The sequence below is a fragment of the Rhizobium sp. BK418 genome (assembly GCF_004341105.1).
Taxonomy (GTDB): Bacteria; Pseudomonadota; Alphaproteobacteria; order Rhizobiales; family Rhizobiaceae; genus Rhizobium.
Window position 1 is genome coordinate 60760 of sequence record NZ_SLZK01000006.1, and the last position, 11783, is coordinate 72542.

General features: G+C 61.7%; 12 protein-coding genes. 7 read left to right on the top strand and 5 right to left on the bottom strand.

All coding sequences use genetic code 11. The annotated features are described in order from the left end of the window. Positions 1-244: 244 nt before the first annotated feature. On the bottom strand, positions 245-1243 hold the full coding sequence (repB, locus tag EV281_RS22410; protein WP_132656401.1) for a plasmid partitioning protein RepB: 999 nt from the start codon (positions 1241-1243) through the stop codon (positions 245-247). After that, positions 1240-2436: a plasmid partitioning protein RepA gene (repA, locus tag EV281_RS22415; RefSeq protein WP_132656403.1), complete on the bottom strand. Its 1197-nt coding sequence runs from the start codon at positions 2434-2436 to the stop codon at positions 1240-1242. The genes repB and repA overlap by 4 nt, the downstream gene beginning before the upstream one ends. A gap of 198 nt (positions 2437-2634) precedes the next feature. On the opposite strand from repA, the gene cobF reads away from it, so the two are divergent. The 5 genes from cobF (at position 2635) to EV281_RS22440 (ending at position 6956) form a co-directional block, all read left to right on the top strand. Beyond that, a complete protein-coding gene (gene cobF, locus EV281_RS22420; RefSeq protein WP_132656405.1) occupies positions 2635-3399 on the top strand; it encodes a precorrin-6A synthase (deacetylating) in 765 nt (254 codons plus the stop codon). Positions 3400-3476: 77 nt separating this feature from the next. Then, positions 3477-4838, top strand: a complete 1362-nt coding sequence (gene cobG, locus EV281_RS22425; RefSeq protein WP_132656407.1) for a precorrin-3B synthase — start codon at positions 3477-3479, stop codon at positions 4836-4838. A gap of 2 nt (positions 4839-4840) precedes the next feature. After that, the gene (locus EV281_RS22430; RefSeq protein ID WP_132656409.1) at positions 4841-5473 is read left to right on the top strand and encodes a precorrin-8X methylmutase; all 633 of its coding nucleotides are present in this window, start codon (positions 4841-4843) and stop codon (positions 5471-5473) included. Continuing rightward, positions 5470-6195, top strand: coding sequence for a precorrin-2 C(20)-methyltransferase (locus EV281_RS22435; protein WP_132656411.1), 726 nt, complete (start codon positions 5470-5472; stop codon positions 6193-6195). The genes EV281_RS22430 and EV281_RS22435 overlap by 4 nt, the downstream gene beginning before the upstream one ends. Continuing rightward, positions 6192-6956 carry a precorrin-3B C(17)-methyltransferase gene (locus EV281_RS22440; protein WP_132656413.1) on the top strand — a complete coding sequence of 255 codons (765 nt, stop codon included), beginning with the start codon at positions 6192-6194 and terminating at the stop codon, positions 6954-6956. Before EV281_RS22435 ends, EV281_RS22440 begins: the two co-directional genes overlap by 4 nt. Here the strand turns inward: EV281_RS22440 and EV281_RS22445 are convergent. Then, a complete protein-coding gene (locus EV281_RS22445) occupies positions 6920-7690 on the bottom strand; it encodes a cobalt-precorrin-6A reductase (protein WP_132656415.1) in 771 nt (256 codons plus the stop codon). The genes EV281_RS22440 and EV281_RS22445 overlap by 37 nt on opposite strands. Here EV281_RS22445 and cbiE point away from each other — a divergent pair. After that, positions 7689-8918, top strand: coding sequence for a precorrin-6y C5,15-methyltransferase (decarboxylating) subunit CbiE (gene cbiE, locus EV281_RS22450; protein ID WP_132656417.1), 1230 nt, complete (start codon positions 7689-7691; stop codon positions 8916-8918). The genes EV281_RS22445 and cbiE overlap by 2 nt on opposite strands. 3 nt (positions 8919-8921) lie before the next feature. Then, a complete protein-coding gene (cobM, locus tag EV281_RS22455) occupies positions 8922-9680 on the top strand; it encodes a precorrin-4 C(11)-methyltransferase (RefSeq protein WP_132656419.1) in 759 nt (252 codons plus the stop codon). Positions 9681-9687: 7 nt separating this feature from the next. Here cobM and EV281_RS22460 read toward each other — a convergent pair whose 3' ends face one another. Together EV281_RS22460 and EV281_RS22465 are read right to left on the bottom strand one after the other, a co-directional pair. Continuing rightward, complete coding sequence (locus EV281_RS22460) at positions 9688-10500, bottom strand: TIM barrel protein (protein ID WP_132656421.1); 813 nt, start codon at positions 10498-10500, stop codon at positions 9688-9690. A 156-nt stretch (positions 10501-10656) separates the two neighbouring features. Further along, positions 10657-11685 carry a LacI family DNA-binding transcriptional regulator gene (locus EV281_RS22465; RefSeq protein ID WP_132656423.1) on the bottom strand — a complete coding sequence of 343 codons (1029 nt, stop codon included), beginning with the start codon at positions 11683-11685 and terminating at the stop codon, positions 10657-10659. Positions 11686-11783: the final 98 nt, after the last annotated feature.

Consider the following 11783-nt stretch of genomic DNA (forward strand, 5'->3'; position numbering starts at 1 on the left):
TTAGGCTTAATGGAATCCTTCAAAGGGAAGCGAAACCCTCATTTGCTTCCGCCAGTTATCGCATGGCCGAAATGGACCGACAATGCCGTGCTCGAGACGACGATGGTTTTCACCTGGTTTTTCGGATTAGCGATGATTGTTCACTTGGTCACACCGGTGGACAGCCATTCAGCCATCCACTCCCACCCGCAAGGCGGGATCACGCCAGCGATCCCAGCCACGCTTGGCCGTTCGCCTTTGGAATCTATTTTCCAGTTTGCAGCTTGCTCGCTTTAAAGTCTTCATAGAGTTCGTCAAGGCGGCCTGAAAGATAGGCGCCAAAGTCCGGCGCATCACCGGTCCTCAAAGCAATCGTAAACGATGTGCCGGAGCTTTTGATGCGGCCGGCAATCTTGCCGCCGCTGGCCGGCTTCCAGTCATATTCCACGCTCTCAGGCTTGGCTTCTTCTTTCTTGGCAAGCTCGGCGATCACGAGTTCGAAACGACGGTCGCTCTCCACCGCGTTGAAGGTGGAGGATTGAATGAGCTTGCTCAAACGTGCGGCAGCGGCATCGGTCCAGTCCTGAGCCAGCGCCATCCATCGTCTGCGGCCGATGCCCGGAGCTGCACCGACAGCCTGAATGATATCGGCAGGGATCGCCTTCGCCACGGAGATCAGCTTCGACAGTTCCGTCTTGTCGGTCGAGAGCGCCTTCATGATGACGGGACGATCGAATTTCTTCAGTTCGAGATTGAGCGCGAAGACGGCCCGCTCGATATAGGAGAGATTGCGCCGCGCCGAGTTCTCGATACCCTGCGCGATCACGAGGTCCGTATCGTCCAGCTTGCGGATAACCGCCTGCACCTTGCGGCCGAGCAGTTTGACCGCCTGCAGGCGGCGATGACCGTAAGCGATCTGATAGCGTCCGTCATGATGCGGATTGCGCCGCACCAGGATCGGCACTTCCTGGCCGTTCTCGGCAATCGATTGCACGAGCTCGTCTTCCATATCGAGCGGCTCGTCGGCAATACGATCGCGAACGAAGGAGGAGTCGATCAACTCGGGATCGAGCTCGACAATATGTTCGCCGGACAGCAGGGCTTCTTCCATCGCCCTGCTCTCTTCCTCCATGCGGCCGAGCGTCAACGCCATAGTGCGCACCGGACCGGCAGCGCCACGCGCATTCGTCTCCTCAAAGTTGGCCGCGGCCAACTCCTGTGCCGTGTCGGTGAACAATCCTTTCAGTCGATCTCGTCTGCTCATGTGCGGCCCCATGCTTTATGGATGCTGGCAAGAATCTCGCCATTGGCGGCGTTAACCGATTCCAGTGCCCGGTCATAGGTGGAGCGGCGAACCTGCCCCTTCTCGATTTCATAGAGGGTCTGCTTGGTCAGGCCCGCATCGGCAATCGCTGTCGACTTCAAAATGGTCGCTGTCAGCACGTCATCCCCAAAGAGGCTGCGCAGGAGCGCAACGATCTGCGACTGTGGTGCATCGAAGGGCTCATGGCGAGTCACGACATATTTGATGAAATCATGCTGCAGATCGCCGCCCGCCTTGCGCACGACAGAAAGGAGATCGGAGGTCATCAACAGGAATTGCGACATGGAGGCGACATCGACCATCTGCGGATGAATGGTGATCAGCAGCGACGTCGCAGCGCAGACCGCACCCAGTGTCAGATAGCCGAGCTGCGGCGGACAGTCGATGACGACGATATCGTAATTAGCCTCGACCTCGGCAATAGCATTGCCGACGCGGCGGAAGAACAGTTCTTCCGGCTTCAGCCGTTCGTTGAGAGCGCGCGGTGTTTCATGCTCGAACTCCATCAGTTCGAGATTGCCGGGAACCAGATCCAGACCGTCGAAATAGGTCTTGCGCACGATATCCTTCAGCGGGCGCCGCTGCGCATCGTAGCGGATGGCGCCGTAAAGCGTGTCACCGTCCAAAAGGTCGAATTCCGGCTGGACGCCAAGCAACGAAGAGAGCGAGGCCTGCGGATCGAGATCGATCGCCAGCACACGGTATCCCTCTAGCGCCAGATGCTGCGCCAAATAAAGGGTGGTCGTAGTCTTGGCCGAACCGCCCTTGAAATTGGTGATGGCGATTGTCTGCAGCTTTTCTCCATCCCGCCGGCAGGGCAAATAGGAGAGCGCGTCCTTCGGTTTGATCTTCGCCATGTGCTGGCGCAGTTCGTTGATCTGGCGGAGCGTGTAGGAGCGGCGCCCATTGTGCGAGACATCTGGCTGCGGGCCCTTGCCATCGAGCGAAAGCTGGCGAAGATAACCGTCGGACACACCGATCATCTGCGCGGCTTCGCCTGACGTGAACGTCCTGAGCGTCTTCTGGGAAAGCGGCGGAAAGAGTTTTTCGCGCAGCAGCTTCAGCTGGCGAGAGAGCTGGGTGGCGTGCCGTTCGATGCGGACGTCTGTCGTCGATACGCTAATGTTGTCCAAAACACTTGCCCCTTCTTAAAGCGCTTTTCCGTCAACATAGCGTCAAAAAGCGTATCCTAGATGACATGATTCGGAACTCTCAACAATAAACGCTTCGCTACCACACAGAAAGAAAGTTGGCCGCGGCCAACTCGCCGCCCCACTTGCGAAAAACCCGCTTTAGCGGCACAACCCGCTGGAAATCATAGGACTGAGAACGTGAGGCACATCCATATCATTGGCATCGGCACGGGAAATCCCGAGCATCTGACCGTACAGGCGATCAACGCCATGAATGCGTCAGACGTTATTTTCATCCCGACCAAGGGAGCCGCGAAGGCCGATCTCGCCGAAGTCCGCCGAGAGATCTGCGACCGATATCTGACCCGCGAAGACATTCACATTGTCGAATTCGAGATGCCGAAACGGGCGACTAAGGATCGAAGCTATGGTGGGAGCGTGGACGACTGGCACGCGGCAATCGCCCGGATCTACGGAGGCCTGATCGCCGATCTGCCGGAGGCTGGAGCCGGAGCTTTTCTCGTCTGGGGCGACCCGAGCCTCTATGATAGCACGATCCGCATCGTGGAGCGGGTCCGCGCGGCCGGCGCCATCCCGTTCGACTACAGCGTCGTGCCCGGCATCACCAGCATCCAGGCGCTGGCTGCAAGCCATCGCATTCCCGTCAATCTCGTCGGCAAGCCGGTCGAGATTACCACCGGGCGAAGAGTGATTGGGGAAGGGCTGACGCATGAGAGCACGATCGTGATGCTTGATGGCGAGCAGGCCTTCTCGAAGATCGATGATCCCGATGCTGAAATCTTCTGGGGCGCTTATCTCGGCACGAAGGACGAGATCATCCGCTCTGGCCGCCTCGGCGATGTGGCCGAGGAGATAGTCCAGCTCCGTGCAGAAGAACGCGCGCGGCATGGCTGGATCATGGACATCTATCTCCTGCGCAAGGGACGGGATTTCGAAGACTGAATGTCCCGCTCACGGAGCCGATCTCGCTTTGCTGCATCCGGCGCGATCCTATAAAACATGAGCTCAAGGATGGATGAATGCGCAGCGCTCACGGCAAAATTTCGAACGCAGAGAAAGCCTATATAGCAGGCATGCAGCGTGGTGCCTGCCCGACGCTTGCCGCACCCATGCAGACCGGCGACGGCCTGCTCGTGCGTCTGCGCCCGGCTGGGGGTGCGCTCACGATCGCCCAGTTACGGGAACTGGCCTCGGCGGCTGCGCGACACGGAAACGGCATTCTGGAAATCACCGCCCGCGGCAATCTGCAGATCCGCGGTCTTAGCACCGATACCGTCAGGCCGCTGGCAGCAGAGATCGATGCTGCCGGCATCGTCGTGCCTGATGGGGTGACGATCGAGATCTCGCCGCTGCATGGCATCGATGGCGATGCGATCGGCGATGCGGCAGTCATGGAAGCGGCTGTGCGCAGCAAGCTCGGCGTCCTTCTCAACTCCCCGCATCTTGCCCCGAAACTCTCCATCTTGGTCGACGGCGGCGGACGATTTTCGCTTTCTGCCCTCATTGCCGATATCCGCATCGTCGCGCAGCAACCGGGACAATGGCTCCTGTCCATAGCCGGCGATGAAGAGACTGCGACACCGCTCGCGATCGGTGGGCCCGAGGCCGTGGCAGCTGCCGCAGGTGACCTGCTTGAGTTGCTGACAGCGCGCGGCAGGCAAACACGCCCCCGCGACATCGCCGCAACAACGTTGTATGCACATTTTCCGCAGATCGATAGCATTCGATCCATTCCGCCGGCGCCCAGCAGATCGTCCTATGTCGGCGTGACAAGACTGAGGACCGGCATCGCCGTGCTTGGCGTGCGGCTGAAATTCGGGCAGGCCCGGGCTGCCGATCTGATCTCTTTCCTGGCGTCAGCCGAAAGTGCAGGCGCGCGCGAGATCCGATTGGCTCCTGATCGCGGCTTCTTCCTGATCGGACTGCCCGAGAGCGAAATGCCGGCTATGCAACAAGCAGCCGTCGATCACGGCTTCAGCGTCACGGCTAAGGAGCCGGCCGAGCAGATTGCCGCCTGCGCCGGGGCAGGGGCCTGTGCCTCCGCCTTCTATGATACCAGAGCACTTGCCAGTCAATTGATCGACCGGGTTCCCGATCTCTTCGACGGGTCGTTGAAGCTCCATCTCTCCGGCTGCGCCAAGGGCTGTGCGCATCGGCGTGCCGATCTCGTGATTGCCGGCTCGACTGAGGGCTACGGTTTTGTCCTTGATGGGCTCGCCGCCAACAGCCCGGCAGCAAGGATTGCTGGCGGACGGATCGATTTCGCTATAGAGAAGCTCGCCCGTCTGATCGAAGACAAAAGAGGTGCGGGCGAGTCGAGTGCCGATTGCCTGAAGAGGCTCGGGCCTATCGGCCTCGCCGAAGCGCTGCAACAGGAATAAAAATGCCAGACTACGACTATATCCGCAGCGGAGACGCGATCTATGAGCGCTCCTTCGCGATCATTCGCAGCGAAGCCGACCTCTCGCATTTCTCGCCCGAGGAGGCCGAAATCGCTGTTCGCATGATCCACGCCTGCGGCCTGGTCGAAGCAGCACAGAATTTCGTCTTCTCGCCCGGCTTCGTGCACGCCGCGCGGGTCGCTCTCCAGGATGGTGCGCCGATCTTCTGCGATGCGGAGATGGTGGCCCATGGCGTGACACGCGCCCGCCTGCCGGCGAAGAACGAGGTGATCTGCACGCTGCATGATCCCCGCACGCACGAACTTGCCCACGAGAGCGGCAATACCCGCTCTGCTGCCGCCATTAACCTCTGGCTCGACCGGCTCGGCGGCAGCATCGTTGCGATCGGCAATGCGCCGACCGCGCTCTTTCATCTTCTTGAACTCCTGCGCGATGGCGCACCGAAACCGGCAGCAATCATCGGCATGCCGGTTGGCTTTGTCGGGGCCGCCGAATCCAAGGATGCGCTTGCCGAGCAATCCTACGGCGTTCCCTTTGCCATTGTGCGCGGACGTCTCGGCGGTAGCGCCATGACGGCGGCGGCCATCAATGCGCTTTCGAGGCCCGGCCTATGAGCGGTTCTCTGATCGGCGTCGGCACCGGACCCGGCGATCCCGAACTTCTAACCCTCAAGGCCGTGCGCGCCATCGAGAGCGCCGATGTCATCGCCTATTTCGCCAAGCGGGGAAGGGGCGGGAACGGCAAGGCGATCGTTGAAAATCTGCTGAAGCCTGGCGTCGAGCTGCTGCCGCTCTATTATCCGGTCACCACCGAGATCGACAAGAACGACCCGCTCTACCAGCGCCGGATCACCGACTTCTACAACGCTTCCGCCGAAGCCGTCGCCCGTCATCTCGATGCCGGCCGGAGGGTCGCGGTGCTCAGCGAAGGCGATCCACTCTTCTACGGCTCCTACATGCATCTGCATGTGCGCCTGTCGCAGCGCTATCCGACCCAAGTGATCCCCGGCATCAGCGCCATGTCCGGCTGCTGGTCATCGGCGGGCATGCCGATCGTGCAGGGCGATGACGTGCTCTCAGTACTGCCAGGAACGATGGCGGAACAGGAGCTGACCCGCCGGCTGACGGACACCGAGGCTGCCGTCATCATGAAGGTCGGCCGCAACCTGCCGAAGATCCGCCGCGCGCTGCAGGCTGCCGGCCGCCTTGACGACGCCCTCTATGTCGAGCGCGGCACGATGGCCAATGCCGCCATGGTTAAGCTGTCCGAACGCGACGAGACCGAAGCGCCCTATTTCTCGCTCGTGCTGGTGCCCGGCTGGGAGGCCCGCCGATGAGCGGCCGGCTTTTCGTGATCGGCACCGGTCCCGGCAATCCGGAGCAGATGACGCCGGAAGCCAGTGCAGCCGTCGAGGCCGCGAGCGACTTCTTCGGCTATGGCCCCTATCTCGATCGGTTGAAGTTGCGCGCCGGCCAGACGCGGCATGTCTCCGACAATCGCGAGGAGCTGGACAGGGCAGGGGCCGCATTGACGATGGCCGCCAAGGGTGCGGATGTCTGCGTCGTCTCTGGCGGCGATCCCGGTGTTTTCGCCATGGCCGCTGCCGTCTGCGAGGCGATCGACAAGGGACCGGCCGAATGGCGGGGCGTCGATCTCGTGATCCTGCCCGGCATCACCGCCATGCTGGCGGTCGCAGCCCGCGTCGGGGCCCCGCTCGGTCACGATTTCTGCGCCATATCGCTCTCGGACAATTTGAAGCCCTGGCCCGTCATCGAGAACCGCCTGGAACTTGCGGCACGCGCCGGCTTCGTCATCGCCCTTTATAATCCGATCAGCAAGGCGCGGCCCTGGCAGCTCGGCAAGGCCTTCGAGCTTCTGCGCCAGCATCTGCCGGCAACGACACCAGTTGTCTTCGGACGGGCGGCCGGGCGGCCCGACGAGCGGATCATCGTGCAGTTGCTTGAGAAAGCCGATGCCAGCGTCGCCGACATGGCGACCTGTGTCATCATCGGATCGCCCGAGACGCGGGTGATAAGCCGCGAAGGGAAAGAGGATCTCATCTATACGCCGCGCTTCATGGGCGAGGACAAAAGATGATCGATCGCTTCGAGCGCCGCTTCGACCGTTTCCACCGAAGTCATGGCGACCGCCGGCGCGCGGGCAATCACGATGAGCTTGGCGCCGAGGAGACGGGCGGCCTCAATCTTGGCATAGGCGGCCGAACCGCCGCTATTCTTGGTGACGACAGCATCGATGCGATGTTTCCGCATGAGTTCGATCTCGCCCTCAAGCGTGAAGGGGCCGCGGTCGAGCACATATGCGACGTCCGTCAGAAGGAGCGGCGGTTCGACGGGATCGACACTGCGCACCAGATAAAAATGCTGCGGGGCGACCTCGGCATGATGAGCGCCCTGGCGTCCGGTCGCAAGAAAGACGCGGCGAGGGGCGGGGCCAAGTGCTGCGATTGCAGCAGGGATGTCAGACACGATATGCCAATGGTCGCCGGGTTCCGGGACCCATTCGGGACGGACCAGGACGATCGCGGCAACGCCGCTGCGTGCGGCTGCAGCTGCAGCATTGGCCGAAATGCGTTCGGCGAAGGGATGGGTAGCATCGATCAAAAGGTCGTAGCGTTCGGCCGTCAGAAAATCGGCAAGGCCTTGCGCACCGCCGAAGCCGCCGATACGGACGGGAACGGGCTGTCGGACAGGAGTTTCCGTTCGACCGGCCAGCGACAGAAGGATATCGAGATCGTCTCGCTTGGCGAGTTCGGCGGCAAGCCTGCGCGCTTCCCTCGTGCCGCCGAGGATGAGAATGCGGGTCTTGTCCATGTCTGATTTGTCTCCCACCGGCCCGCGCTGGCTCACTCTTATCGGCATCGGCGAGAATGGTCCAGAAGGCCTTGGCGATGAAGCAAAGGGCCTGATCGCAGCCGCCACCGTTGTGTTCGGCGGGACACGTCACCATGACCTGGTCAAAACACTGATTTCCGGAGAGCGATTGACCTGGCAGAGCCCTTTCGAAAAATCGGTTGAAGAAATCCTGGCGCGGCGTGGAACGCCTGTCGTCGTCCTGGCTTCGGGCGATCCGTTCCTCTATGGCGTCGGCGCGACGCTTTCGCGGCATGTTGCGGCAGAGGAAATCCGCACCATTCCCGCGCCCTCCGCTTTCAGCCTTGCCGCCTCGCGCCTCGGCTGGCCGCTGCAGGAGACGGCCTGTGTTTCACTGCATGGACGGCCGCTCGATCTCATCCGCCCGCATCTGCATGCCGACAGGCGCATTCTGGCACTGACATCAGACGAAAACGGACCACGGGCGCTTGCCGCGCTACTTGCTGCCAACGGCTTTGCCGACACGCGGCTGACGATTCTGGAAGCGCTCGGCGGCAGGCGGGAGAGAATCCGGAGCACGACGGCAGGTCATTTCGACCTTGCCGATATCGACCCCTTGAATGTCTGTGCGCTCGATGTCGTCGGGGGGCCGGGAGCTCGTATCCTGCCTTATATTAGCGGCCTCGAAGACGAACTCTTCGAACATGACGGACAGATCACCAAGCGGGAAATCCGCGCCGTCACCCTATCGGCGCTTGCGCCGCGTCATGGCGAGCTGCTCTGGGACATCGGCGCCGGCTCGGGATCTGTTGGTATCGAGTGGATGCTTGCCGATCCGTCGCTGAGGGCAATCGCTGTCGAGCAGTCGCCGGAGCGGGCAGCCCGCATTGCCCGCAATGCGGCTGCGTTCGGCGTGCCCCAGCTTGCCCTCGTCGAGGGCATCGCCCCTGCGGCCCTGATGGGACTGCCGGCACCGGATACGATCTTCATTGGCGGCGGCGGCAGCGAGGCTGGCGTGATGGATGCGGCAATCGCAGCGCTAAAGCCGGGCGGACGTCTCGTCGCCAACGCCGTGACGCTTGAAATGGAAGCGGTACTGCTGGCTCAATATGCGGCACGCGGCGGCTCACTTACCAAAATCGAAATATCACGCGCAGCATCCGTCGGCGGCATGAGCGGCTGGCGGCCGGCCTTGCCGGTGACGCAATGGCGTTGGATCAAGGAATAGAAAATGACGGTTCATTTCATCGGCGCCGGGCCAGGCGCTGCCGATCTCATCACAGTGCGTGGGCGTGATCTGATCGGCAAATGCCCGGTCTGCCTCTATGCCGGATCGATCGTCTCGCCTGAACTGCTGCAATATTGCCCACCGGGCGCGCGCATCATCGATACGGCGCCAATGTCGCTCGATGAGATCGAAGCGGAATATCTGCGCGCCGCAGCGGCCAGCGAAGATGTGGCGCGGCTGCATTCGGGCGATCTCTCGGTCTGGAGCGCGGTCGCCGAGCAGATCCGACGGCTGGAAAAGCATGGGCTCGACTACACGATGACGCCGGGCGTTCCCGCCTTCGCGGCAGCCGCCTCCGCACTCGGCCGCGAGCTGACGATCCCGGCGGTGGCGCAGAGCCTCGTGCTGACGCGTGTATCCGGCCGCGCCTCGCCGATGCCAAATGAGGAGACGCTAGCGAAATTCGGCGCGACTGGCGCGACGCTGGCGATTCATCTCGCCATTCACGCGCTGCCCCACGTCGTCGCGGAGCTGACGCCGCTTTATGGCGCAGCCTGCCCCGTGGCCGTCGTGGTGAAAGCCAGCTGGCCGGACGAGCGCATCCTGCGCGGCACGCTCGCCGATATCGAGGGGAAGGTGGCGGCCGAGCCAGTCGAACGCACAGCGATCATCTTCGTCGGTCGCTCACTTGCGGCTGAGGATTTCCGCGAGAGCTCGCTTTATGACCCTGCCTATCAGCGCCGTTTCCGCGGCCGCGAATAAGCTTGGCTCAGACCTGGGATGACAGGTAATCCATGCTGGCCTTCAGCGCGGAAGCGGGATCCTTCAGCGCATGGACTTCGGCTGCGAAAGGCTCGAAGGAGAATGGGCCTTTGTAGCTTGCCTGCAGCAGCGCGCGGATCTGGGCAGCATTGCCGAGCCGGTCGTCGGCAGCCACGAGTACGCGATGCGGGTCACGCATGTCGGAGACGGAAACGGCGGGATCGCTGGCACCGGAAATATGCACGAGCCCCGTCAGATGCGGGAACATCAGCGCCTCACCGGCAAGATGGTGGTGGAACGTGTCATGCACCAGCCGGAAGGTCGGCTGCGCGCCCAATGTCTCGATCACATCGGCCGCTTCCGCCTTGGAGCGCAACGAGCAGATCTCGAAGCCGAGCGGCTCGACAAGGCCAACGATGCCGGCGGCATCGAGCATCGGCCGAAGAGCTTCGAGCGACTGGCGCAGATTGGCCTGACGTTCACCATCGGCGCGGCCCGTGCCATCATTCTTCGGAACGAGAACCAAAGCCTGCGAGCCAACGGCCTTGGCATAGTCGATCAGCTCGCGGGCTTCCCTCTCGCGGGTGGCGTTCCATTCGTTGAAGCGCTGCAGCGCATTGATAGAGATGATGCCGACGCCGTGGCGGGCCGCGGCCTGCCTGATCACCTCCGGCCGCGTACCATCGAGGATGGCATTGCCGGCGAGGTCGTTGCGGATCTCCACGGCGTCAATGCCGAGCGAAACGGCAAGCGCGAAGAAATCTTCGATCGAAAGCGCGGGCGCCGCCATGTGGTTCAGCGCGAAACGAATGGATGCCATGCGAAGTCTCCTCCTCGATTCCCCGCTTTTGGACGAGGACATTTTGAATGGTCGAGGAATGTCTACTGCAATTTGGCCAATCGTCCATCGGCGACGAGATTGAAAGCCTATCATTGCTGATAGAATTTCAGTTGATATGATGGGATTCCATCATTTCTAGATATTTTCAGGCAGGAAGACCTCGAAGGGCAGGAAAGACTGGCCGGGAACGGCTATCTCGCCGTTCTCCAGTGCGCCCGTCATCAGGGAGACCACCTCCTTGCAGAGCGCCGGCAGCGGCGTGCCGATCGCCATGGTGACGATACCGTCGGCAAGACCCGCCTTGCTGTCTGATGTCAGTTCGTTGACGATGAGCACAATGCCGCCGCCGATTCCTTCCTCGCGAAATGCCGAGATCGCCCCCTCCATGCCGCCGCCGCAGACATAGAGGCCGACGAGATCGGGATGTTTCTGCAAAAGCGTCAGCGTCGCCTCATGGGTGATCTCAGGCGTTTCCAGATTGATCAGCGTTTCGACCACCTCGAAGTCGGGGGCCTCTTCGCGGAAATAGGAGCGGAAGCCCATCTCGCGCAGCTCATGACCGTGGAATCGATGACTACCGACGAAACAGGCGACCTTCCCGGGTCGGCGCGATGTCTTTGCGATCATCCAGGCGGCGGTACGGCCGACCTTGCGGTTGTTGACCCCAACATAGGCATCGCGCACACCGGTCGCGAGATCCGAAAGCAGCGAGAAAACCGGAATGCCGCGCTCCTTCAACTCCTCGACTGCTGCCGTTACCGCCGGATAATCCGGCCCGACGAGGGCAACGGCCTGGTTTCTCGTGCCAAGCAGCCTGATCTTCTCGACGATTGCCGCTGGCGTTGCGGTCGCCGGATATTCCACCTGTGTCTGGATACGCGCGGTCGTGACGTTGCGGGCAGCCGTTTCGATCTCGCGGGCGAAGGCCTGGTAGAATGGCTGCGTCGGCTTCTGCAGCAGGAAGGCCAGACGATATTGCGGCAGATCCTCGAAGACGCGTTGGCGGATCAATCCCACCGCATGATAGCCGATCGATTGGGCCGCATCATAGACGCGTCGAGCCGTTTCCTCGCGCACCCGATGGCGGCCGTTCAGCACACGATCGACGGTCGCGACACTGACACCGGAGGCCTGGGCGAGATCGGAAATGGTCGGACGGCGCATAGTCTTTCCTGATAGTTTTCAATCACAGATGAAAGCCAATCTTGATGGCTTCTGATAGAATATATCAAGCCTGCATTGAGCGCATTCGGAAGTCAACT

Bases quoted from the DNA above. Each gene is read 5' to 3' on its own strand.
- EV281_RS22445 (WP_132656415.1), bottom strand. From the start codon at position 7,690: ATGGACAAGACCCGCATTCTCATCCTCGGCGGCACGAGGGAAGCGCGC.
- EV281_RS22465 (WP_132656423.1), bottom strand. From the start codon at position 11,685: ATGCGCCGTCCGACCATTTCCGATCTCGCCCAGGCCTCCGGTGTCAGT.
- EV281_RS22460 (WP_132656421.1), bottom strand. From the start codon at position 10,500: ATGGCATCCATTCGTTTCGCGCTGAACCACATGGCGGCGCCCGCGCTT.
- cobG (WP_132656407.1), top strand. From the start codon at position 3,477: ATGCGCAGCGCTCACGGCAAAATTTCGAACGCAGAGAAAGCCTATATA.
- cobM (WP_132656419.1), top strand. From the start codon at position 8,922: ATGACGGTTCATTTCATCGGCGCCGGGCCAGGCGCTGCCGATCTCATC.
- EV281_RS22440 (WP_132656413.1), top strand. From the start codon at position 6,192: ATGAGCGGCCGGCTTTTCGTGATCGGCACCGGTCCCGGCAATCCGGAG.
- repB (WP_132656401.1), bottom strand. From the start codon at position 1,243: ATGAGCAGACGAGATCGACTGAAAGGATTGTTCACCGACACGGCACAG.
- cbiE (WP_132656417.1), top strand. From the start codon at position 7,689: ATGTCTGATTTGTCTCCCACCGGCCCGCGCTGGCTCACTCTTATCGGC.
- EV281_RS22435 (WP_132656411.1), top strand. From the start codon at position 5,470: ATGAGCGGTTCTCTGATCGGCGTCGGCACCGGACCCGGCGATCCCGAA.
- EV281_RS22430 (WP_132656409.1), top strand. From the start codon at position 4,841: ATGCCAGACTACGACTATATCCGCAGCGGAGACGCGATCTATGAGCGC.